Annotated in this window: 25 protein-coding genes; 10 read left to right on the top strand and 15 right to left on the bottom strand. The window is 73.6% G+C overall.

All coding sequences use genetic code 11. From position 1 onward, the window contains the following. The first annotated feature begins 66 nt into the window (after positions 1–66). Positions 67–807, top strand: a complete 741-nt coding sequence (locus C8054_RS13265) for a hypothetical protein (RefSeq protein WP_107157093.1) — start codon at positions 67–69, stop codon at positions 805–807. A gap of 569 nt (positions 808–1,376) precedes the next feature. Here C8054_RS13265 and C8054_RS13260 read toward each other — a convergent pair. Continuing rightward, positions 1,377–2,129: a 1-acyl-sn-glycerol-3-phosphate acyltransferase gene (locus C8054_RS13260; RefSeq protein ID WP_107157092.1), complete on the bottom strand. Its 753-nt coding sequence runs from the start codon at positions 2,127–2,129 to the stop codon at positions 1,377–1,379. A gap of 99 nt (positions 2,130–2,228) precedes the next feature. On the opposite strand from C8054_RS13260, the gene C8054_RS13255 reads away from it, so the two are divergent. Both C8054_RS13255 and C8054_RS13250 read left to right on the top strand, forming a co-directional pair. Next, positions 2,229–2,888, top strand: a complete 660-nt coding sequence (locus C8054_RS13255; protein WP_107157091.1) for an alpha/beta hydrolase — start codon at positions 2,229–2,231, stop codon at positions 2,886–2,888. 10 nt (positions 2,889–2,898) lie between these two features. Beyond that, complete coding sequence (locus C8054_RS13250; RefSeq protein ID WP_107157090.1) at positions 2,899–3,291, top strand: VOC family protein; 393 nt, start codon at positions 2,899–2,901, stop codon at positions 3,289–3,291. A 12-nt stretch (positions 3,292–3,303) separates the two neighbouring features. Here the strand turns inward: C8054_RS13250 and C8054_RS13245 are convergent, their stop codons facing one another. The 6 genes from C8054_RS13245 to C8054_RS13220 form a co-directional block, all read right to left on the bottom strand. Further along, a complete protein-coding gene (locus C8054_RS13245; protein WP_107157089.1) occupies positions 3,304–5,364 on the bottom strand; it encodes a glycogen debranching N-terminal domain-containing protein in 2,061 nt (686 codons plus the stop codon). Beyond that, positions 5,364–5,735 carry an SCP2 sterol-binding domain-containing protein gene (locus C8054_RS13240; RefSeq protein ID WP_107157088.1) on the bottom strand — a complete coding sequence of 124 codons (372 nt, stop codon included), beginning with the start codon at positions 5,733–5,735 and terminating at the stop codon, positions 5,364–5,366. The genes C8054_RS13245 and C8054_RS13240 overlap by 1 nt, the downstream gene beginning before the upstream one ends. Before the next feature lie 157 nt (positions 5,736–5,892). After that, positions 5,893–6,309, bottom strand: coding sequence for a CBS domain-containing protein (locus C8054_RS13235; RefSeq protein ID WP_107157087.1), 417 nt, complete (start codon positions 6,307–6,309; stop codon positions 5,893–5,895). A gap of 82 nt (positions 6,310–6,391) precedes the next feature. Then, on the bottom strand, positions 6,392–7,414 hold the full coding sequence (locus tag C8054_RS13230) for an aspartate-semialdehyde dehydrogenase (RefSeq protein WP_107157086.1): 1,023 nt from the start codon (positions 7,412–7,414) through the stop codon (positions 6,392–6,394). A gap of 97 nt (positions 7,415–7,511) precedes the next feature. Continuing rightward, a complete protein-coding gene (locus C8054_RS13225) occupies positions 7,512–8,855 on the bottom strand; it encodes a pitrilysin family protein (RefSeq protein WP_107157085.1) in 1,344 nt (447 codons plus the stop codon). Then, the gene (locus tag C8054_RS13220; RefSeq protein ID WP_107157084.1) at positions 8,852–10,144 is read right to left on the bottom strand and encodes a pitrilysin family protein; all 1,293 of its coding nucleotides are present in this window, start codon (positions 10,142–10,144) and stop codon (positions 8,852–8,854) included. The genes C8054_RS13225 and C8054_RS13220 overlap by 4 nt, the downstream gene beginning before the upstream one ends. Before the next feature lie 80 nt (positions 10,145–10,224). On the opposite strand from C8054_RS13220, the gene C8054_RS13215 reads away from it, so the two are divergent. Further along, positions 10,225–10,935 carry a phosphodiesterase gene (locus tag C8054_RS13215; RefSeq protein WP_107157083.1) on the top strand — a complete coding sequence of 237 codons (711 nt, stop codon included), beginning with the start codon at positions 10,225–10,227 and terminating at the stop codon, positions 10,933–10,935. Here C8054_RS13215 and C8054_RS13210 read toward each other — a convergent pair. Beyond that, positions 10,910–11,125, bottom strand: a complete 216-nt coding sequence (locus C8054_RS13210; protein ID WP_107157082.1) for a hypothetical protein — start codon at positions 11,123–11,125, stop codon at positions 10,910–10,912. The genes C8054_RS13215 and C8054_RS13210 overlap by 26 nt on opposite strands. Before the next feature lie 252 nt (positions 11,126–11,377). Between C8054_RS13210 and C8054_RS13205 the strand changes: the two genes are divergently transcribed. Genes C8054_RS13205 through C8054_RS13195 form a run of 3 tightly spaced genes read left to right on the top strand, consistent with a single transcriptional unit; the run spans position 11,378 to position 12,980 of the window. Further along, a complete protein-coding gene (locus C8054_RS13205) occupies positions 11,378–12,475 on the top strand; it encodes a 3-deoxy-7-phosphoheptulonate synthase (protein ID WP_107157107.1) in 1,098 nt (365 codons plus the stop codon). 49 nt (positions 12,476–12,524) lie between these two features. Continuing rightward, positions 12,525–12,749 carry a hypothetical protein gene (locus tag C8054_RS13200; protein ID WP_091069627.1) on the top strand — a complete coding sequence of 75 codons (225 nt, stop codon included), beginning with the start codon at positions 12,525–12,527 and terminating at the stop codon, positions 12,747–12,749. 27 nt (positions 12,750–12,776) lie between these two features. Further along, the gene (locus tag C8054_RS13195; protein ID WP_107157081.1) at positions 12,777–12,980 is read left to right on the top strand and encodes a hypothetical protein; all 204 of its coding nucleotides are present in this window, start codon (positions 12,777–12,779) and stop codon (positions 12,978–12,980) included. A gap of 56 nt (positions 12,981–13,036) precedes the next feature. Here C8054_RS13195 and C8054_RS13190 read toward each other — a convergent pair whose 3' ends face one another. From C8054_RS13190 to C8054_RS13180, 3 genes are read right to left on the bottom strand one after another with little or no spacing between them, the layout of a single operon-like run. Beyond that, entirely contained in the window at positions 13,037–13,597 is a 561-nt protein-coding gene (locus C8054_RS13190; RefSeq protein WP_199199728.1) for a DUF1360 domain-containing protein, read from the bottom strand. Between the two features lie 11 nt (positions 13,598–13,608). Next, positions 13,609–13,926, bottom strand: coding sequence for an SRPBCC family protein (locus tag C8054_RS13185; RefSeq protein ID WP_107157079.1), 318 nt, complete (start codon positions 13,924–13,926; stop codon positions 13,609–13,611). Next, on the bottom strand, positions 13,926–14,225 hold the full coding sequence (locus C8054_RS13180) for a DUF6158 family protein (protein WP_107157078.1): 300 nt from the start codon (positions 14,223–14,225) through the stop codon (positions 13,926–13,928). The genes C8054_RS13185 and C8054_RS13180 overlap by 1 nt, the downstream gene beginning before the upstream one ends. A 122-nt stretch (positions 14,226–14,347) precedes the next feature. On the opposite strand from C8054_RS13180, the gene C8054_RS13175 reads away from it, so the two are divergent. Further along, positions 14,348–14,767 carry a hypothetical protein gene (locus C8054_RS13175; protein ID WP_107157077.1) on the top strand — a complete coding sequence of 140 codons (420 nt, stop codon included), beginning with the start codon at positions 14,348–14,350 and terminating at the stop codon, positions 14,765–14,767. 25 nt (positions 14,768–14,792) lie between these two features. After that, complete coding sequence (locus C8054_RS13170; RefSeq protein ID WP_107157076.1) at positions 14,793–15,122, top strand: DUF3817 domain-containing protein; 330 nt, start codon at positions 14,793–14,795, stop codon at positions 15,120–15,122. Between the two features lie 7 nt (positions 15,123–15,129). Here the strand turns inward: C8054_RS13170 and C8054_RS13165 are convergent, their stop codons facing one another. After that, on the bottom strand, positions 15,130–15,639 hold the full coding sequence (locus C8054_RS13165) for a DUF6232 family protein (RefSeq protein WP_107157075.1): 510 nt from the start codon (positions 15,637–15,639) through the stop codon (positions 15,130–15,132). Between the two features lie 284 nt (positions 15,640–15,923). Here C8054_RS13165 and C8054_RS13160 point away from each other — a divergent pair, with 284 nt between their 5' ends. Further along, positions 15,924–16,889 (top strand): C40 family peptidase, encoded by a 966-nt coding sequence (locus tag C8054_RS13160; protein ID WP_107157074.1) that lies wholly within the window; start codon positions 15,924–15,926, stop codon positions 16,887–16,889. Positions 16,890–16,958: 69 nt separating this feature from the next. Here the strand turns inward: C8054_RS13160 and C8054_RS13155 are convergent, their stop codons facing one another. The 3 genes from C8054_RS13155 to C8054_RS13145 all read right to left on the bottom strand — a co-directional run bounded on the left by C8054_RS13155 (position 16,959) and on the right by C8054_RS13145 (position 20,262). Then, a complete protein-coding gene (locus tag C8054_RS13155) occupies positions 16,959–17,948 on the bottom strand; it encodes an RNA polymerase sigma factor RpoD/SigA (RefSeq protein WP_199199734.1) in 990 nt (329 codons plus the stop codon). Positions 17,949–18,403: 455 nt separating this feature from the next. After that, a complete protein-coding gene (gene murQ / locus C8054_RS13150) occupies positions 18,404–19,351 on the bottom strand; it encodes an N-acetylmuramic acid 6-phosphate etherase (protein WP_107157072.1) in 948 nt (315 codons plus the stop codon). Then, entirely contained in the window at positions 19,348–20,262 is a 915-nt protein-coding gene (locus C8054_RS13145; RefSeq protein ID WP_107157071.1) for a MurR/RpiR family transcriptional regulator, read from the bottom strand. Before C8054_RS13145 ends, murQ begins: the two co-directional genes overlap by 4 nt. Between the last annotated feature and the right edge of the window lie 88 nt (positions 20,263–20,350).

The raw sequence follows: 20,350 nt of genomic DNA, 5'->3' as shown, positions 1-20,350 counted from the left end.
CATGACAGCGGCCCCGGTGATCGGTCAGGCTCACCGGTACCGCCAACCGTCCCGGGAGGTCGTACCGTGCCGGAGGACGCCGCACCCTTCTTCATCGGGCCACACCGCTTCGACGCCGACGACGACCCCAGCCGTCCCCTGCTCGACCGGCGCTACGCGCTGGTGCTCGACCCCGGTGAGCGGCTGCTCGCCCAGCACCGGCTGCCGGTCACCGGTCACCTGCTCGGCCCCACCGAGGACGAACGCTGCTGGGCGTTGCCCGACGCGGCGTCGGTCACCGTGACCGACCGGCGGCTGGCGTACCTCTGCACCGGCTCCGAGCTGTCCCTGGTCTCCGGGCGGGACGGCCCGACCGGCGCCCGGCACCGGCGCCCGGTCCGGCTGTCCCGCCTGGTCAGCGGTCAGATCCGCTGGCAGTGGCCGTCCCGGCTGGAACTGGTCGAGATCGACGACGACACGGCTGAGTTGCGGGTGGTCTGCGACGCGCTGCGCACCATCCGGCAGCCGGCGCTGGCGCTCACCGGCCCGGTCGCCCTGATCACCGCGCTGGCCCGGCAGGTACGCCGCGCGGTGGCCGGGTTCCGGCTGGCCCACGCCGATCTGGTCGACCTGTCCCCGCCGGAGCGGGACGCGCTCGCCAACCGGGTCGCCGCTTCCCCCGGCCCGACGGTGGGGGTGGTGACGCTGCCCGGTTCGCTGCCGGTGGAGTTCCTGTCCCGCGAGGACTACTACCGTCAGCCGGCGGCGGAGGCGCTGGGGCCCCGGTTCGACTTCCTGGCCCGGGACCGACCCGGCTCCGCCTGCTGACGCCTCGCCGGTCGTGGTGCCCCCGATGCGGCCCGGGGCCGCGCAGGGCCGTCCGACCGGCGGGTCGTCCGCCTGGTCCTGCCGATCGGCGCGCGGGTAGACCCGACGTGGCCCAGTCCACGTGTTCGTGCGGCCTACGAACTTGATGGCATGGATGACTCATGAGCCACGCGCCGCGAGGCCGGGCCCGGGAGGCGGGCCCACGCGCGAAGCCGACCGTCACCGAGGCGCCGCCGCAGGAGATCTCCAGGCCGTGTCGCATCCCTGACCGGAATCGACGCGCGTAAGCCCGTGCCGGAAGCGAGCCAGGCTCGGCGCGGCCTCGTCCGTCCGGTCAGCCGGGCGTTCACCCCACCGAGCTCGGCGGACCGTGACCCGTTCTCGCCATCAAGTTCGTAGGCGGCCGGGACTGTTCTCTTCCGCCCGCGTGGCAAGGAGTGGTCCGACCCGCGCGGCAAGGGGTGCGACCCGCACGGCAAGGCGCGGCGCCTCCCGCACGGCGAGGCGTGGCGCCTCCCGCACGGCCGGCAGGCCATCTGCCCGCCAGACGGGCGACACGGGCGACACGGTCAGGAAGCGCTGCGGGAGCGGCGGTCGGAGCGGTCCAGCTCGACGGCCCGCTCCGGGGTGGGCGCGCCGCCGCCCAGGTGGGCCGGCTGCCACCAGGCGTCGTCCGGGCCGGCCGGCTGGTCCGGGTAGTCCCGCTGGACGCGGTCGACGAGCGCCGACAGCCGGGTGCGCAGGTCGGCGGTGAGGGCGGTGGCGTCCGGGTAGGCGGCCGGGTCCATCGGCTCCCCCACCAGGATGGTGATCGGGGTGTGCCGACGGGTCAGGGTGCGCGGGCGCCCCTTGGTCCAGAGCCGCTGGGTGCCCCAGAGCGCCACTGGCAGCAGCGGCACGCCGGCCTCCTGTGCCATCCGGGCCGCGCCGTTCTTGAGGTCCTTGACGGTGAAGGACCGGCTGATCGTCGCCTCCGGGAAGACGCCGACCACCTCGCCCCGGCGCAGCGCGCCGACCGCGGCGGCGTACGACCCGGCGCCGGCGGCGCGGTTGACCGGGATGTGCTTCATGCCGCGCATCAGCGGGCCGGAAACCCGGTGCCGGAAGACGCTCTCCTTGGCCATGAACCGGACCAGCCGGCGGGACTCGTGCGCGCCGTAGCCGCAGAAGATGAAGTCGAGGTAGCTCACGTGGTTGGACGCGAGCACCGCCCCGCCGGTGCGCGGCACGTGGTGGCTGCCCCGCACGTCCAGGCGCAGGTCGAGAGCGCGGAACATCGTCTTGGCGGCGGTGATCACGGGCGGGTACACGAGTTCCGGCATCCGGCAACTTTACCGCGCGTAGGTTACCCGACCGTAGCGCCACTCTGCCGTGGGCAGAGCCGGGTCGCGGAGCGGTCCGGCCGCCACCACGATGGGAGGATGACCGAACGCGGCGTGCTGCTCTGGATCCACGGCGGCGGCTGGCGGGCCCGCTCCTCGGAGGACGGCGCCGCGCTGGCGTCACTCGGCCTCCGGGTGGTCGCCGCCGACTACCGGTTCTCGCACGAGGCCCGCTGGCCGGCCCAGCTCGACGACGTCCGCGCCGCCGCGCGGGCGGCCCGGGCCGCCGCGGGCGGTCGGCCGCTGCTGGTCGGCGGCGACTCGGCCGGCGGGACGCTCGCCCTGCACCTGGCCCTGCGCGGGGTGGACCGGCCGGGAGACGTGACGGCCGCGCTGGCGTACTGGGCGCCCGTCGACCCGCTCGACGACGAGCAGCGGCGCCGCCGGCCCCCGGGTGACGACCCGTGGGCCGACCTGCTCGGGCATCCGCCGGCCGCCGGCGATCCGGCCACCGCCGACGCCACCGTCGCCAGTCATCTCGGCGCCGGCGTGCCGGTGCTGCTGGTGCAGGGCCGGGACGACGTGCCGGTGCCGGCCGCGCAGGCGGTCGAGCTGGCCGGCCGGCTGCTCGCCGCCGGCCACCCGACGCACCTCTGGCTCACCCACGGCGGTCACGCGCTCGACCTGGCCCGCCCCGACCTGCGCGCGGTCACCGCCGCGTTCCTGGACACCGTCCTGCCGGCGGCCCGGGCCGACTAGGTTCGGTGGTATGCCCGATCTCGCCGCGATCGTCATCCACTGCCGTGATCCGTACCTGCTCGCCCCGTTCTGGAGCGCGGTCAGCGGGCTGCCGGTGACGGAGGCGGACCGGGCGAAGCTCGCCGACCGGACGCTCGGGCCGGCCGAGGCGGTGCTGCTGCGCGACCCGCACGGGCGGCGGCCGGACCTGTGGATCAGCCCGGCCGGTGAGCTGCCCGCGCCCGGCCGGATCCACCTGGACCTGGTCGGCGACGCCGAGGAACGCGCCGCCGTGCTGGAGGCCGGCGCGACGGTGGTCCGCGAGCTGCCCCGGTGGACCGTGCTGGCCGACCCGGAGGGCAACGAGTTCTGCCTGCTGCCGCCGAACGAGGCGCACGCCGACGGGCCGCCCGCCGGCCACTGAGCCGGCCCGGCGTCAGCCGGCCAGGTTGTGCAGGTCCAGCCGGCCGCGGGCGAACGCGTCCACCCGACCCCAGCGGCCCGGGATGTCCAGCACCTCGATCCGCCCCATGCCCACCGGCAGCCGCGGGTCCACCGCCAGGTGTCCCTCGTGCGGCTCCAGCCCCAGCATGGTCCGGATCAGCAGCAGCGGCGCCCCGGTCGACCAGGCCTGCGGGCTGCACGCGGTCGGGTACTCCACCGGGAACTTGGTCAGCTCCCGCTGGTAGCCGCCGAACGCCTCCGGCAGCCGGCCGTCGAAGTAGGTGGCCGCGTCCAGGATGCCGTTGGCCACCGTGGCCGCCTCCTCGGCGAAACCGTACCGACGCAGACCCCAGGCGACGAACGAGTTGTCGAACGGCCAGATCGTGCCGTTGTGGTAGCCGATCGGGTTGTAGCGGACCTCGCCCTCGGCCAGCGTCCGCACCCCCCAGCCGGACCAGAGCCGCGGCCCGACCAGGTGCGCGGCGATCTGCGGCGCCCGCTCGTCGTCGACGATGCCGCTCCACAGCAGATGGCCGATGTTGGAGCTGAGCACGTCGCACTGCCGCCCCTCCGGGTCCAGCGCGAGCGCGTAGAAGCCGCCGTCGGCGACCCACCAGTCGCGGTTGAACCGCGCCTTCAGCTCCGCCGCCTCGCGTTCCAACTGATCGGCGTACGCGGGGTCGCCCCAGAACTCCCGGGCCAGGCGGGCGGCGCGCATCTTCGCGTCGTACGCGTACCCCTGCACCTCGCAGCTCGCCCGCGGGAACGGCGGCAGCGTGCCGTCGGCGTACGAGATGGAGTCCCAGGAGTCCTTCCAGCACTGGTTCTCCAGGCCGGTGTCGGTGTTGCGCCGCTCGTACCAGATGTACCCGCTGCCGACCAGGTCGGCGTAGTCGTCGATCCACTTCAGCGCGGCGCGGCACTCCCGTTCCAGCTCCTTGACCAGCGCCACGTCCCCGCTCCACCGCTCGTACTCGTCGAGCAGCACCACGAACAGCGGGGTCGCGTCCACCGAGCCGTAGTAGGGCGAGTGCGGCTGCTCCTCGAACGCGGCGGTCTCGCCGTACCGCATCTCGTGCAGGATCCGGCCCGGGTCCTCGTCCCGGAAGTCGTCGAACCGGGTGCCCTGGAGCGCGCCGAGAATGCGCAGCGTGGTCTTCGACATCTCGGGCGCGAACGGCAGCACCTGGAGGCAGGTGAGGATGCTGTCCCGGCCGAACATGGTCATGAACCAGGGCAGGCCGGCGGCAGGCAGCGTCTGCCCGCCGAGCGACAGCGGCGAGAAGCGCAGCGCGGCGAGGTCGACCAGGCTGCGTTGGTAGGTCGCGGCGACCCGGCCGTGCTCGCTGTTGACCTTGGGGGCCCGGTCGATCCACTCCTCCAGGTCGTGCTGGAGCGCGAGCCGCTCGGTGCCGTGTGCCCGCAGCCCGATCCGCAGGTCCCGGCCACCCGGGCCGATGGCGAACGTCTGCACGTCGATGAGGACGTCCCACTGCTCGTTGGGTTCCAGGTGGATGCTCCAGGAAACGCCCCGGTTGTCGTACCGGGCCGGCTGGTTCGCGGAGACGATCGTCTCCCGTTTGAAGTTCCCCCGCCGATAGCCCAGCCGCAGCCGGTCCGGCTCCGCCTCGGCGTACAGTTCGCCCTTCTTGTTGAGGATCTCGTCCTTGACCTGGAAGAGGTCGGCGAAGTCGGCGCCGGCGTCCATCCGGATCTCCAGGTCGACCGCGTTCTCGTCGTGGTTCAGCACGCTCACCGTCTCCCGGAAGCTGCCGCCGACCACCCGCTCCCGGATGACCGACAGCTTCGCGTCGACGTAGTGCGTGGCCTGGCCGGGCACCAGGAAGAACCGCGCCTCGTAGTACTGGAGGTCGTCGTAGGAGAGCGCGTTGAGCCGCTCGCCGTCGACCGTGAGCACCCACTTCGACAGGTACCGCGTGTCGAGGGAGAACAGCCCGGTCGGTTCCGTCGGCGTGGCCTCGATGTCCCCGGTGTCCTCGGAGACCACGAACGTGTTGCCGTCCAGGATCCGGACGGTGTTGTTCCCGGCCATCAGGCGGCCCTCCTGGCGAATGCGTGGCGCGGCCCGCGGGAGTCCGGCGGGCCCGGAAAGACGCGCTCGATCTGCAACACGAGCCGGAGGTCGCCGACGACCGTCATGTCGCCGCGCAGCAACGCGGCGATGGCGTTCTCCTCGCCGTCGACGAGCGCCCCGAACAGCCGGGGCTCGGTGCCGACCACGGTGTCCGCCTCGCCGTCCTCCTGCCGGACCCGCAGGTCGCCCCGGTCGATCTCCAGCAGCCAGTGCGTGGTCCGCGCGCCCTCATGAAGGTCAAACCGGAGCGTCCCGGACGTCTTGACCAGCAGCGGCTCGAACCCGCGCCGGTCCAGGTCCTCGAAGAATCTCGTGGTCGTGTCCACCATCGAAGGTGACTCCTCCCGCGCTCGGCGGCCTCCTCGTCGACCGCACGGGTCCCCGCCGCGCCCCCGGGTCAACCTCGCCCGGATCGGGTGAGGCGAACCGGACCGGACACGCGGAACGCCGCCCCCGAACCGGGGGCGGCGTCACCGCGTCTGCAGGTCAGTTGTTGGGGTCGTCGGCGCTGATGTCGGCGAGCACCGACTGGGGTTCCCGCTCCACCGCCAGGTCACCCATCGACACCAGGCCGACCAGCTTCCCGTCCTCGATGACCGGGAGCCGGCGGACCGCGTACGTGCGCATCAGGTCGGCGGCGGCCACCGCGTCGTCGTACTGGCTCACCGTCACCACGTCCTTGCTGGTGATCTCGTTGAGCCGGGTGGTGGCGGGGTTACGGTCCTCGGCCACGCCCCGGACCGTGATGTCCCGGTCCGTGACGATGCCGACCACGTTGTCGCCGTCGGTCACCACCACGTCGCCGATGGCGCTGTCGCGCATCTCCTGCGCCGCCGCGGTGAGCGTGTCGTTGCCGTCCATCGTCACCAACCGGGTCGTCATGAACTCTCCGACCGTTGTCATGGTGCTCCCCTCTCGGTGTCGGCACCGCGGTCTACCCGCCGCCGCGGGCGGGGTAACGCGGGCCGGACGGCCCCGGGGCGGGTCAGCGCTCGGCGGCGACCAGCTCGGCGAGCTGTACGGCGTTGAGCGCCGCACCCTTGCGCAGGTTGTCGTTCGAGCAGAACAGCGCCAACCCGTGCTCGACCGTCTCGTCGGCCCGGATCCGTCCGACGAACGTCGGGTCCTGGCCGGCCGCCGTCAGCGGGGTGGGCACGTCGCACAGCGTCACCCCGGGCGCGCCGTCGAGCAGCTCGCGGGCCCGGGCCGGGTCGATCGGCCGGGCGAACCGGGCGTTGATCTGCAACGAGTGACCGGTGAACACGGGCACCCGCACACAGGTGCCGGAGACCTTCAGCCCGGGGATCTCCAGGATCTTGCGGCTCTCGTTGCGCAGCTTCTGCTCCTCGTCGGTCTCGTCGGAGCCGTCGTCGACGATCGAGCCGGCCAGCGGCAGCACGTTGAACGCGATCGGGGCGGCGAACGAGCGCGGCGCGGGGAACTCGACGGCGGCGCCGTCGAAGGCGAGCGCGCTCGCGCCCTCGGCCACCTTGCGGACCTGGTCGTCCAGCTCGGCCACCCCGGCCAGGCCTGCGCCGGAGACCGCCTGGTAGGTGGCGACGACCAGGCTGACCAGCCCGGCCTCGGCGTGCAGCGGGCGCAGCACCGGCATGGCGGCCATCGTGGTGCAGTTCGGGTTGGCCACGATGCCCTTGGGCCGGTCGGCGAGGGCGTGCGGGTTGACCTCGGCGACCACCAGCGGCACCGCCGGATCCATCCGGTACGCCGACGAGTTGTCGATCACCACGGCGCCGGCCTCGACGACCCGGGGCGCCAGCTCCTTCGAGGTGCTCTTGCCGGCCGAGAAGAGCACGATGTCCAGGCCACGGTAGTCAGCGGTGGCCGCGTCCTCCACCGTGACCTCGCCGTCGCGCCACGGCAGCGCGCGCCCGGCCGACCGGGCCGAGGCGAACAACCGCACCTGCTCCGCCGGGAACTCGCGTTCCGCCAGCACCTGCCGCATCACGCCACCGACCTGGCCGGTGGCACCCACAATGCCGATCCTCATGCCCGCGAGGCTACCCAGCCGGGCCGGCCGGGTGGGAAACGTTTCCCAGCGCGCGGGCCGGGGCGACGGGAATCACACACCCCGCCGCCCCCACCGGTCAGGCGTGGTCGACCACCTCGCCGAGGTCGGCGGCCACCAGTTCGTCCCGGATCACCGCCGCATCGCCCTCGACCACCAGCGTCAGCGCCTCCGGGTGCAGATGCGTCGCGGCGGCCGCGGAGACCTCCTCGGCGGTGGCCGCGAGCAGCGCCTCGCGCAGCGTGGCGTGGTAGTCGTCCGGCAGGTCGTGCACCACCAGCGTGGTGAGTGCCGACGCGATCGCCCGCGGGCTCTGCAACTCGACCGAGAGCTGCCCGGCCCGCCAGGAGCGGGCCACCTCCAGCTCCTCCTCGGTCACCCCGGTCTCCCGGGTACGCGAGACCTCGCCCACCGACTCCACGAGCGCCGGCGCGGTCACCGCGGTCTGCACGCCGGAGCTGACCGCGAACCGGCCGAACCGGCGCGACGAGGCGAAGTCGCCCCGGATCCCGTACGTGTAGCCGCGCACCTCGCGGATCAGGTGGTTGAGGCGGGAGGTGAACGCGCCGCCGAGCACGGTGCCGGCGAGCGTCATCGGCACGTGGTCGGGGTGGCCGCGGTGCGGGGACGGGTGGCCCAGCCGCAGCGTCGACTGCACCGAGCCGGGCCGGTCGACCAGGATGATCCGCCGCCGGTCGGCGAGCGGCACCTCGATCGGGCCGCCCCGGTCGACCGGGCCGCCACCGGTGCCGACGAAGGCCGCCGCGCCGAGCGCGTCCAGGTCGATCCGTTCCAGGTCGCCGGCGACGATCAGCGTGCCGGGGCGGATGAACCACTCCGAGTGGAAGACCGTGACGTCGTCCGCCTCCAGCGCGGCCACGCTGTCCGGGTCGCCGTAGAGCGGGCGGCCCCACCGGTGTTCGACGCCGAACAGGTCCGCGCGCAGCACCGCGTCGGCGCGGGGGCCCGGGTTGGCCCAGTCCATCCGCAGCGCGGTCGCCTCGTCGTCGCGGACCCGCAGCACGTCGGCCGGATCGAGCCGCGGCGTGCGGACCGCCTCGGCCATCAGCTCCACCGCCGCGCTCAGCCGGTCCACCGGGACCTGCACGCTGACCTGGAACGAGTCCCAGTCGAGCCCGGTCACCAGCTCGGTGCCGAGCGCCTCGATGGCCAACGCGTACGTGGTGGCGTCCCGGTGCGCGGTGCCCTCCTCCAGCGCCTTGGCCAGCACCGCGCCGAGGCCCTCCTTGCCGACCGGCTCCCGGCCGGCGCCACCGTCGAGCAGCAGCAACGCGACGGCGAGGTTCTGCCCGGGCAGGTGCGCGGCGACCACCCGACCACCGGCCACCGTCCGCCGGACCACCTGCGGGAACCGGTAGGCGCGGGCGGCGCCCGGGCCGGGACGGGTGGCGATCAGCGTCATGAGGTCTCCTCGGGCAGGTAGGTCAGGATCACCCGGTCGGCGGCGCCGAGCAGCTCGGCGGCCTGCTCGGCGATCTGCTCGGCGGTGACGGCGAGCCAGCCGGGCAGCCGGTCGGCGGCGCGGGCCGGGTCGCCGAACTGGGTGGCGTAGCGGCCGAGCGTGTCGGCGCGGCCGTCCACGGTGGACATCTGCCGCCACCACGAGGTGCTCAGCAGCGCCTTGGCCCGGTCCAGCTCGGCGGCGGTCACCGGCACGGTGGCCAGTTCGTCGACCACCTCGGCCAGCCCGTCGCGCAGCCGGTCGGCGGTCACGCCGGGGCGGGCGGTGGCGGTGGCGATCAGCGGGGCCGGCGCGTGCGCCAGGTCGACCCCGTACGCCCCGATCAGGTCCGGCTGGGCGATCCGTTCGCCGTCGGCGAGCCGCTGGTAGAGCCGACTGCCCCGGCCGCTGCCCAGCACGGTGGCGAGGACCGTGGTCACGTCGTACCCGGTGGCGCCGAACGGGTGGGTGCGGTGCGCGAGGTAGACGCGGGGGGCGGGCACGTCGGCGGTGACCGTCTCCACCGCCGGCCGGCCGGTGGCCGGCACGGTGCGGCCGTCCGGGGCTGCCGGGATGTCCGGGCGCGGCGCGAGGCCGCCGAAGTACTTGTCGGCCAGTGCGAACACCTCCGCGGCGGGGGCGTCGCCGGCCACGGTGAGCACCGCGTTGTTCGGCGCGTAGTAGGTGGTGTGGAACGCCTGGAAGGTGGCCAGGTCGGCGGCGTTCAGGTCGGCCATCGACCCGATCGTGGCGTGGTGGTAGGGGTGGCCGGGCGGGTAGAGCAGCGGCAGCAGCCGCAGCCAGGCGTCGCCGTAGGGGACGTTCTCGTAGCGCTGCCGCCGTTCGTTCTTCACCACGTCGCGCTGGTTGTCGAGCGTCTCCTGGGTGAGCGCCGGCACCAGACCGCCCATCCGGTCGGCCTCCAGCCAGAGCGCCAACTCCAGGTGCTCGGCCGGAACGGTCTCGAAGTAGTTGGTCCGGTCCGGGTTGGTGGTCGCGTTGAGTGAGCCGCCGGCGCCCTGGATCAACTTCATGTGCTCGGTCTTCGCCACGTTCACCGAGCCCTCGAACATCAGGTGCTCGAAGAGGTGGGCGAAGCCGGTCTGGCCCGCCGGTTCGTGGCGGGACCCCACGTCGTACCAGAGGTTGACCGCCACGGCCGGGGCGGTGCGGTCCTCGCTCACCACCACACGCAGGCCGTTGTCCAGTCGGGTCGTCTCGATCGGCCAGGGGAAACCGCTGTCGGGCATGGCACGACGCTATCCGATCCGGTGGGCGGAAAGGGCGCCCGCGCCCGCGTCGTCGCGGCGGGACTGGGTATCAGCTCGGCATGACCCCCGCACCGTCCGCCGTCGAGCGGGCCGCCGCCGCGCTGGCCCGGCTCCGGCACGCCCGGCTGCTGCATCCCGCCGGTCGTGTGTTCGCCGCCGAGGCGATGATCTGGGGTACGCCGGGACCGCCGACCGGGGTACCGCTGCTGGACCTGCCCGGCCGGTGGCCGGCCACCGTCCGGCTCTCCAAGGGCACGCCGACGCCGCCCGGCTGGCCGGACGTGCTGGGCGTGGCGGTCCGGCTGCACCGGGCCCCGGAACCACCGATCGATCTGCTGGTCAGTTCCAGCGGCGCCGCGCCGGTGCTACGCAACCTGCCGCTGCCCCGGCGGCGCTTCACCGGGACGTACACCTCGATCATGTCGTTCCGGGCCGGGGCCCGGCGGCTGTTCCTGGCCGTGCTGGCCGACCCGGACTCACCCGACCTGGGTCGCACGCTCGCCGAGGCGGACGCGGCGGTGGCCGGCGACGAGCCCCGGCTGGTGCTCGCGGTGGCCTCGGCGGCGGGTCCGTGGCGGCCGTTCGGCGAGGTGCGCCTGGGTGGCCGGCACGGCGACCCGGAGGACGCCGTGCCGGCCTTCGACCCGATCGGCAACGTGCCGCCCGGGCTGCGGCTGGCCGGCCCGCTGGCCCGGTTGCGGGACGCCAGTTACCGGGGGTCCCGCCGCGGCCGGGGCGCGCCGCTCAGTCGGGAGGCTCGACGGGGGTGACGGTCTCGGCGGACGTGCGGTGCTCCAGCACCGTGTCCGGGGCGGCGTTCTGGTCCTCCTCCCGGAGATCCGACTCGGCGAGGATCGCGTCGGCCTGGGCCTGCGCGTCGTCGCTGCCCGCCGCCACCTCCTCGGGCAGCAGGTGCGCGCGGGATTCGATCCGGTCCTGGTCGCTCTGATGGTGGCTCATGGGTTCCTCCATACCCCGCGTCCCGCTTGGCGGAACGGCACGGGCATTCCCGGGCGCGTCGGGTACGCTGGCTGACGTGACGCGGTCGTATCGATGGTTTAGGCAGCCGGCTGGAGGAGCCGGTGACTCGACCGTGAGCTGACGTCACCTCCTCTTCGAGCCGGCCGGGCAGGGATGATTCCCTGCCCTTTCGCATGCGAGCAGCCGGCTCGACACCCTGGGCGCCGGCCCCGGGGCGCGGTCGGCGGAAGGATTCCCACCGTGACCACGTCTCCGGACGCCCGCCGGGTCATCGACCAGCGGATCGACCGCGTCGTGCCGTTGACCACCCCGGCCCTGCTCCACCATCACCTGCCGCTCGACGCGCCGCTCGCCGAGGCCGTCATAACCGGCCGGCGCGCGGTCGCCCGGGTGCTGGACCGCGCCGACGACCGACTGCTGGTGGTGGTCGGCCCGTGCTCGGTGCACGACCCGGCCGCCGCGCTGGAGTACGCCGGACGGCTGCGTGAGGCGGCCGACCGGGTCGCCGACGACCTGCTGGTGGTGATGCGGGTCTACTTCGAGAAGCCGCGCTCGACGGTGGGCTGGAAGGGCCTGATCAACGACCCGGCGCTGGACGGTTCGGGCGACGTGAACACCGGTCTGCGGACCGCGCGGGCGCTCCTGCTCGACGTGCTGCGGCTGGGCCTGCCGGTGGGCTGCGAGTTCCTCGACCCGATCACCCCGCAGTACATCGCCGACACGGTGGCCTGGGGCGCGATCGGCGCCCGGACCGTGGAGAGCCAGGTGCACCGGCAGCTCGCCTCCGGCCTGTCCATGCCGATCGGCATGAAGAACCGCCCCGACGGCAGCATCGGCACGGCTGTCGACGCGATCCGGGCGGCCGGCGTACCGCACGTCTTCCCCGGCATCGACGTCTCCGGCATCCCGGCGATCATGCACACCCGGGGCAACGCCGACGGGCACCTGGTGCTGCGCGGCGGCGGTGGCCGGCCCAACTACGACGCGGAGTCGGTGGCCGGGGCGCTGGACCTGCTGCGCGCCGCCGGACTGCCCGAGCGCGTGGTGATCGACGCCAGTCACGCGAACAGCGGCAAGGACCACCGCAACCAGCCGCTGGTCGCCGCGGACGTGGCCGGGCAGCTCGCCGCCGGGCAGCGCGGCATCGTGGGGATCATGTTGGAGAGCTTCCTGCACGAAGGCCGGCAGGACCTGGACCCGACCCGGGAGCTGGAGTACGGCAAGTCGGTCACCGACGCCTGCATCGGCTGGGACACCACCGACGAGGTGCTCGACCACCTGGCCCAGGCGGTCCGCGCCCGCCGCGCCGCGCTGCCCACCCCCGCCTGAGCTCCGTTGGGCGGCGTTTGACCGGTTCGGGGCCGGGTAGGTGGTCGGCGTGACCGATGACGCGCCAGTGACCGAGCAGCCGGACACCAGGCCGCTCGACGACCTGCTCGACGACCTCTACCACGGCCAGGAGCGGATCAGTCAGACCGACATCTACCGCCGCGCGGTGGCCGCCGAGCTTCCGGCGGAGCTGCTCACCCGGATCGCCGCGCTCCCCCAGGGCGAGTACGCGGTGGACGAGGTGGCGGACCTGCTGGGTGGCACGGTCGCCTGAGCCCCCGCGCCGACGAGAGGACCCGACATGACCGACCGCGAACCCGAGCACGAGCACCTGGCGGCGCTCGGCCAGCCCCCGGAGGGCGTGGACACGCTGCCGGAGCCGGACTTCGCCAACGAGCACGACCGCACCGCGGTGGACCGGGACATCGTCACCGGGGAGGACGAGCGGGAGCCGGAGACGTCGCGCGGCTGGGCCGGCGAGGACCACGGCACCACCCCCACCTGATCGAGTGGTACGACGAGGGGGCCGGCGCGTACGCGCCGGCCCCCTCGTCGTCGTGGTCACTCCTCGTGGTGTCCGCCCTCGGCGGCCCGCTGCGCCACCGCGTACCCCATCTGGAGGAAGTCGGACGCGGCGACAGCGGTCAGCGCGGTGGCCACCAGCCGGGTCAGCCGGGGGGCCAGCACCAGGCCGCCGGTGAGCCCGGTGGCCACCCACACCGCCAGGCAGAACGGGCAGCTCACCAGCTCGCCGAGCGCGTGCCGGGTGGGGCTGCCCTCGTCCCGGACCTGCTCCATCACCTCGCCGCTGCCGATCGGGTGGTCGTAGCGGGTGAACGGCGCCCGCAGCGGACTGGTGATGGCGTCCTTGGACAGCAGCCGGCTCAGCTTGTGCGTGGCGATCGAGAGCAGCACCACGTCACCGGGTGAGGGCCGCTCCGGCACCGGCCGGCCGGTGGCCCGGACCAGGCCGACCAGCGCGCCGGTCACGCCGGCGTAGGTGCCCATCGCCTTCAGGTAACCCTCCAGCGGCCGGTGCTCGTGCGGCGCGTACGCCTGGCGCAGGCGCGCCACCTTCTGCTTCAGGCCACTCCCGGTCAACCCGGTCTCCCTCGTCGTCATGCCGGCCGGGCTCAGCCGGCGGTCAGATTGTCGCCGACCTCGCGGTCGAGGTTGGCCAGGATCTCGTCGGCCAGGCCGTGGTCCGGGCCGGCCAGGTTCAGCCGGACGCGGGCGCCGCCGGCGTCGGCCGGTTCCACGTCGATCTCCGCGGACCAGTCGGCGCTGCTCCACCGCGCCCGCATGTCGTCGGCGTCGAGCACCTCCACCCGGCAGGCGCCGGAGCCGCGCAGCTCCTCGGGCAGCCAGGCGGCGGACCGGTCCGGGTCGGTGGCGGTGCTGAACACCACCTCGGGCGGCGCGGACATGCCGCGCTCGGCGTGGCTGGCCATCAGGCCTCCCGCAGCCGGTGCGGGTCGATCTCCCGGCCGGGGTGCCGGGCCAGGTACTCGGTCTCCAGCTCGGCGGTGCGGCGCAGGTGGTTGGCGAGCGCGGAGTCGGTGGCGTGCCGCAGCGTGTCCAGGCGGGTCCGGTGCAGGCTCCGCACCTCCCGGATCAGGTCCTCGTCGCTCAGCTCGGCGGGGTCCACGCCGGGCAGGTCGCCGTCGGTGGCCCCGGCGCGGGCGTGGTCCCCGTCCCACTCGGTGACGCGCTGCTCCGGGCTGGTGTCCCGGCGTACCGATTCGGTCATCGTCGCCCCCTCGTCTCGTTCGGGCTGGCGACTAGACGGATGCCCAACCGCTGTGCCACCAAACCCACGCCACCTACGACGCCGCGTCGGAGACGGCCGCCGGCCCCGGTACCCTCGATGGCATGCAGCGGCTCCGGACACCGGCGTGGATCGCCCGCCACGTGGCCATGGTCGTGCTGGTGGTGGGTTTCCTCGGGCTGGGCTGGTGGCAGGTCACCCGCGCCGCCGGGGGCAACGCGCTGAGCTTCGGGTACGCGATCGAGTGGCCGGTCTTCGCCGGCTTCGTGGTCTTCGTCTGGTGGCGCGAGGTGCGGCAGGCGCTGCGGGCCGCGCCCGGTCCGTCGGCGGAGGACGCGCCGCCGGCGACCGCCGGCGACGAGCCGGTCGCGCCGACCCCGGCGGTACGCCGGCCGGTGCGCGTCGCCCGGGTGCCGTCGACGCCGGCCGAGGGCGCGGACGACGGCGAGCTGGCCGCGTACAACCGCTACCTTTCCTGGTTGAACGCCAATCCGGGCGCCCGGCCCGGCGACTATCCCGGCTGAGGCCGGTGCGGAAGGACGGACGACGGTGGGCGGAGCCCTTACCCGGTACCGCGTGATCGCCTGGATCGTGGGCGTGGCGCTGGTGGTGCTGGTCCTGATCGGCATGCCGCTGAAGTACGGCTTCGACAACCCGAGCGTGGTGGCCGTGGTGGGTGTCGCGCACGGCTGGCTCTACATGCTCTATCTGGCGCTGACGTTCGACCTGTCCCGCCGGGCCGACTGGCCGCTGAAGCGGATGCTGCTGGTGATGCTGGCCGGCACCGTGCCGTTCGTCTCGTTCTACGCGGAGCGGCGGGTGAGCCACTGGGTGGCCGCCGAGCGTCGGCGCCGCACCCCGGAGCCGGTCGCCGGCTGACCGGGGTTCAGCGCGCCGGGCGCCACGGGCCGGTGCCCGGCGGGTCGGTCCGGCCGTCGCGGCGGGCCCGCTCCCGGGCCTGGCGCAGCGCGTCGGCGACCTGCCCGAACTGCCGTTCGTCGTCGCTGCTGAACAGCAGTTCCTCGGCGCCCCGGATCCGGCCCCACAGGTCGTACGCGGGGGGCCGCCAGCGGTCGCCGACCAGCACGAGCAGCAGCGGCAGCAGGCCGACCGCGCCGAGCGTGAGGTACGCCCCGGCGGTGAGCCGTTGCAGGCCGCCGGTGAAGCCGAGCAGCAGCCCGGCCGAGGCGATGAGCGCGGCGGTGCCGGCGACCGCCCGGACGGCGAGCCGGTCGTGCGGGCCGCGGGCGGTCCGGAGCTGGGTGATCTCGGCGACCGGCCAGCTGGTGCGGCCGACGGTGAAGCGTTCGGTGGTCACGACGATGCCGGGCCGGGCGTAGAGCAGGCCGGGCGCGGTGGCGCGGGGCGGGTGGGTGGCGGAGTGGTCGGTCTGCACGGTGGCCTCCCGGGGCAGGGATCCCGCGATGGGAATCCCGAATCCGGGTCCCATTGTGTGGCGCATTCGCCACGCCGGAAACGGTCACCGATCGTGAACGTCATCATTGTCACTTTCCGACACTTTGCCAACTTTCGCCCCTGCTTGAACTCCCGTTCACTCCGATCACGGGTTAGGTTGTCCAGGTCGGTCCGGTCGACCGCCATCCGCCCGGATGGCGCCGGTCCGGCGTCGACGGGTCGTGCAGACGCGGCCCGGCGACCATGGAGAGGAGCTTTCCGCTCTTGTCGTCCTTACGGATGCTGCTCCGCTCGCTGGCGGTGGCCGGCCTGTCGGCCGCGCTGCTCGCCCCGGCGTCGGTGGCTCGGGCCGAGCCCACCCCCGCCGAGCTGACGAAGCAGATCGAGAAGTCCTCGACTGAGCTGGAGCGAATCGTCGAGTCCTACAACAAGCTCAACGAGGACATCAAGGCCAACAAGGCCGAGGCCGCCACGTTGGAGGCCAGGATCGGCCCGTTGCAGGAACAGGCCGAGCGGAGCCGCGCCGACGTGGGCGTGCTGGCCGCCACGGCGTACAAGACCGGTGGCATGCGCACCGCGGCGGCGCTGCTGGAGCCGGGCGGCACCGCCGCGCTGCCGGAACGGTTGGGCACGCTCGACCAGCTCACCCGCCAGCGGCAGCGCACCATCACCGGCTTCACCGCCGACCAGCGCCGGCTGATCGACCAGAAGACCAAGCTGGACGTCACGCTGGCCCGGGAGGCGGCGCAGGCCAAGCAGCTCGCCGCCGGTAAGAAGCGGATCGAGGGGGACCTGTCCCGCCTCTACGAGATGCGCCGCCAGGCGTACGGGCGATCCACCGAGGCGCCGGCCAAGGCGAGTTCGGCGGGTAAGCCGCCGGCCGTCTCCGGCAAGGCCGGGGTGGCGGTGCGGTACGCCTACGGCGCGGTCGGCAAGCCGTACGGGTGGGGTGCCGAGGGCCCCGGCAGCTACGACTGCTCGGGCCTGACGCTGGCCGCCTGGCGGGCCGCCGGGAAGTCGCTGCCGCACAACGCGGCGGCCCAGTGGAGCGCCACGACCAGGATCAGCCGTAGCGCGCTGCAACCGGGTGACCTGGTGTTCTACTCCGGGCTCGGGCACGTCGCCCTCTACGTCGGCGGCGGTCAGATCATCGACGCGCCCAGCGCGGGCCGCAACGTCAGCAAACGCGGCATGAACATCATGTCGATCGCCGGTTACGGCCGGGTCTGATCCACGGCAGCGAAACGGCCGGCGTCCCCCTGTCGGACGCCGGCCGTTTCGTCGTTCATTACTACCAGCTCAGGCCGCCTGCAACCCCTCGGCGCGGGCCAGCTCGCGGAGCCGGCCGAGGGCCTGGATCTCGAGCTGGCGGATCCGCTCCCGGGAGAGCGAGAACCGGGAGGCGACCTCGGTCAGCGAGTGTTCCCGCCCGTCCTCCAGGCCGTAGCGGGCCCGCATGATGCCGGCGGACCGGTCGTCGAGGTGGTTGAGCAGCCCCTCGATCCGCTGCCGCTCCAGGCCGGTGAGCACGATCTCCTCCGGCGACGGGGCGTCGCTGTCGGCGACCAGGTCACCGAGGTTGGTGTCACCGTCGTCGCCCACCGGGGTGTCCAGCGAGACGGTGTCCTGCGACCAGCGGACCAGCTCGTTGACCCGTTCGACGGTGACGCCGAGCGAGGCCGCGATCTGCTCCGGCTCCGGGTCGGCGCCCAGCTCGCGGGTGAGCTGCCGGGCCACGTTGCGCATCCGGTTGACGTCCTCCACCAGGTGCACGGGCAGCCGTACGGTCCGCTCCTGCTGGGCGATCGCCCGGCTGATGGCCTGCCGGATCCACCAGGTCGCGTAGGTGGAGAACTTGAAGCCCCGCTCGTAGTCGAACTTCTCGACCGCCCGGACCAGGCCGGTGTTGCCCTCCTGGATCAGGTCCAGCATGGGCATGCCGGAGCGCACGTAGCGGCGGGCGATGGAGACGACCAGCCGCAGGTTCGCGCGGATGAACAGGTCCTTCGCCCGCTCGCCGTCGGCGACCACGCGCTCCAGTTCCTCCCGGGTGGCCCCGTCGGGGATCCGGTCGGTGTCGAGCAGGTGCTCGGCGTAGAGGCCGGCCTCGATCGACTTGGAGAGGTCGACCTCCCGGGCGGCGTCCAGCAGCGGCGTCCGGGAGATCTCGTGCAGGTAGACGCCGACCAGGTCCCGCTCCTCGGCGACCTCGTCGGTACGCATGCCGATGTTCTTGTCCACGATTGCCACGGTCCCCTCGCTCGCGCCGGTTGCCCGGTTCCTTGCCATCCCCACGTTCATCAGCCCTCCCCGTAACCTCCGCTGTGCCCGTAGGTGCTGACACCTACACAACAGATGAGACGTGTCGGGGATTCCATGTCGTGAGTCGAAACTGTCACGAATGCCTGAGTGCTACCTGAGAGCCCGGTCCATGTTTCCTGTCAGGACCCCTTGCTCGACGGCCGGCGGACCCCCTGGTGAACGGGGTCCGGAACAGCGAAATCGCCGTCCGCCCATGGAATGGCACCATTGCCCGTTCCATGAACACAGCGAGCCGCGTCACCGCCACATTGGGATCCTGGTCACTGCCTGATACGCGCCCGTGGACCGGTCGGTTCAGCCACGGGGAAGGATTACCCTCCGCCTCGTTGAACAATCCGCACCGGGAGAGCCGTCCCCTCCCACCCCGTGATACGCGTCGCACCCGCCGGGCGGATGCGCCCGGCGGGTGGGATCCGGTGGGATCAGGAGGCGAGCAGGGCCAGAGCGCCGCGGACCTGGTCGGCGGCGCGGGCCAGGGCGGCCCGGGCGGCGGGCACCTCGGCGCCGGAGACCAGCGAGACGAGGGCGGTCTTGAGATCGCCGTCGGCCTCGCGCAACGCGACGGCGCAGACCTCCTCGGCGCAGCCGGTGGCCTCCATCAGGATCGAGATCATCCGGCCGCGCAGCTTGGCGTTGGTGGCCACCATGTCGATCATCAGGTTCGAGTAGACCCGGCCGAGACGCACCATCACGGCCGTGGAGAACGTGTTGAGCACCAGCTTCTGCGCGGTGCCTGCCTTCATCCGGGTCGACCCGGTGACCACCTCGGGTCCGGTGTCCACCCCGATGAACACGTCCACCGACGCGGCGGCCTCGGCCTCCGGATTCGCGCAGAGCAGCACCGTCCCGGCGCCCTGGGACCGGGACGCGGCGAGCGCCCCGAGGACGTACGGGGTGCGCCCGCTGGCCGCCAGGCCGACCACCAGGTCCCCGGCGCGGACACACTTGGCGGCCTCGGCGGCACCGCCGCGCTCGTCGTCCTCGGCGTCCTCGACGGCCCGCCACATGGCCTCCGGGCCGCCCGCCAGGTGGGCGCAGAACCAGTGCCGCGGCGAGTTGAACGTGGGCGCCAGCTCGGCCGCGTCCAGCACGCCCAGGCGGCCGGAGGTGCCGGCGCCGAAGTAGTGCACCCGGCGTCCGCCGCGCAGCGCGGCCACGGCCAGGTCGACGGTCTCGGCGATCTCGTCCAGCACGGCGGCCACCGCGGCCGGCACCCGCCGGTCCGCCTCGTTGATCACGGCGAGCACGTCCCGGGTCGACATCAGGTCGAGGTCGACGCTGTGCGGGTTACGCCGTTCGGTCGGCGCGCCGACCCGCACCACCGGACGCACCGCGGTCACCTCGTCCCGCTCCACCCGACCCGCCGTCATGCCCGCCTCCGCCCGGGACCCACCCGACGCGACTGGACCGCCTCGGCGGTGGCCTCGAGGGCCTTCTTGGTGCGGGCCCGACTCCGGGCGGCCACCCCGACGAAGAGGCAGTCGACCACGGTGAGCTGGGCCAGCCGGCTGGCCGTCGCGCCGGACCGGTAGGTCGTCTCCCGGGCGGCGGTGGTGAGCACGTGGTCCGCGACCTCGGTGATCGGTGAGCGGGGGAAGTTGGTGAGCGCCACCGTGGTGGCGCCGCGCGCCCGGGCCTGCTCCAGGACCTCGATCACGTCGGACGTGGTGCCGGTGTGGGAGATGCCGACCGCGACGTCGCCGCGGCCCAGCAGCGCGGCGGAGGTGAGCGCGGTGTGCACGTCCGGGAAGTAGAACGCGATGCGGCCGATGCGGTGCAGCTTCTGCTGGAAGTCCGAGGCGACGAAGCCGCTGGCGCCCGCGCCGTAGACGTCGATCCGGCCGGCCGCGCCGATCGCCTCGACCACCCGCTCGCAGACCGCCGGGTCGAGCTGCTCGGCGGTTTCCTCGACGGCCCGTGCGTCGTTGAACGCGATGGTGGCGATGATCTGGGCCAGGTCGGCGCCGGGCGGGATGTCGCCGCCGACGACCCGCGCGTCCGGCGGCTCGACCCGGCGGGCGGCCTCGGCGGCGAGCCGGATCCGCAGCTGGGGGTAGCCGTTCATGCCGACCGAGCGACAGAACCGGATCACGGTCGCCTCGGATGTCTCGGCGGCGGTGGCGAGGTCGGTGATCGTGCGCCGGGCCGCGTCCGCCGGATCGGCGACGACCAGCCGGGCCACCCGCTGCTCGGCCGGGGACAGCGAGGGCAGGAGGCCGCTGATGTGGACGATCAGTCCACCGGGCTCGTGACTCGCAGAAATCTTCGGACTCTTCGCCACGGATGAAACTTACTTTCACTGGGCGTGAGCGTCAACCATGACGCCGCGTATCGGGAAATTTACCGCCATCCGCGCCCGTTCCCCGTGC

Source organism: Micromonospora sp. RP3T, assembly GCF_003027925.1.
Taxonomy (GTDB): Bacteria; Actinomycetota; Actinomycetes; order Mycobacteriales; family Micromonosporaceae; genus Micromonospora.
The sequence above is the reverse complement of the archived record's forward strand: the minus strand, read 5'-3'. Positions and strand labels throughout refer to the sequence as shown.

Excerpts from the sequence above, each read along its gene's own strand:
- C8054_RS13250 (WP_107157090.1), top strand. The coding sequence starts at position 2,899 with ATGCCCGATCTCGCCGCGATCGTCATCCACTGCCGTGATCCGTACCTG.
- C8054_RS13240 (WP_107157088.1), bottom strand. The coding sequence starts at position 5,735 with ATGGTGGACACGACCACGAGATTCTTCGAGGACCTGGACCGGCGCGGG.
- C8054_RS13245 (WP_107157089.1), bottom strand. The coding sequence starts at position 5,364 with ATGGCCGGGAACAACACCGTCCGGATCCTGGACGGCAACACGTTCGTG.
- C8054_RS13155 (WP_199199734.1), bottom strand. The coding sequence starts at position 17,948 with ATGGCAAGGAACCGGGCAACCGGCGCGAGCGAGGGGACCGTGGCAATC.
- C8054_RS13225 (WP_107157085.1), bottom strand. The coding sequence starts at position 8,855 with ATGACGCTGATCGCCACCCGTCCCGGCCCGGGCGCCGCCCGCGCCTAC.
- C8054_RS13260 (WP_107157092.1), bottom strand. The coding sequence starts at position 2,129 with ATGCCGGAACTCGTGTACCCGCCCGTGATCACCGCCGCCAAGACGATG.
- C8054_RS13185 (WP_107157079.1), bottom strand. The coding sequence starts at position 13,926 with ATGGCCAGCCACGCCGAGCGCGGCATGTCCGCGCCGCCCGAGGTGGTG.
- murQ (WP_107157072.1), bottom strand. The coding sequence starts at position 19,351 with ATGACGGCGGGTCGGGTGGAGCGGGACGAGGTGACCGCGGTGCGTCCG.
- C8054_RS13255 (WP_107157091.1), top strand. The coding sequence starts at position 2,229 with ATGACCGAACGCGGCGTGCTGCTCTGGATCCACGGCGGCGGCTGGCGG.
- C8054_RS13210 (WP_107157082.1), bottom strand. The coding sequence starts at position 11,125 with ATGAGCCACCATCAGAGCGACCAGGACCGGATCGAATCCCGCGCGCAC.
- C8054_RS13180 (WP_107157078.1), bottom strand. The coding sequence starts at position 14,225 with ATGACCGAATCGGTACGCCGGGACACCAGCCCGGAGCAGCGCGTCACC.
- C8054_RS13190 (WP_199199728.1), bottom strand. The coding sequence starts at position 13,597 with ATGACGACGAGGGAGACCGGGTTGACCGGGAGTGGCCTGAAGCAGAAG.
- C8054_RS13175 (WP_107157077.1), top strand. The coding sequence starts at position 14,348 with ATGCAGCGGCTCCGGACACCGGCGTGGATCGCCCGCCACGTGGCCATG.
- C8054_RS13235 (WP_107157087.1), bottom strand. The coding sequence starts at position 6,309 with ATGACAACGGTCGGAGAGTTCATGACGACCCGGTTGGTGACGATGGAC.
- C8054_RS13195 (WP_107157081.1), top strand. The coding sequence starts at position 12,777 with ATGACCGACCGCGAACCCGAGCACGAGCACCTGGCGGCGCTCGGCCAG.
- C8054_RS13220 (WP_107157084.1), bottom strand. The coding sequence starts at position 10,144 with ATGCCCGACAGCGGTTTCCCCTGGCCGATCGAGACGACCCGACTGGAC.
- C8054_RS13215 (WP_107157083.1), top strand. The coding sequence starts at position 10,225 with ATGACCCCCGCACCGTCCGCCGTCGAGCGGGCCGCCGCCGCGCTGGCC.
- C8054_RS13230 (WP_107157086.1), bottom strand. The coding sequence starts at position 7,414 with ATGAGGATCGGCATTGTGGGTGCCACCGGCCAGGTCGGTGGCGTGATG.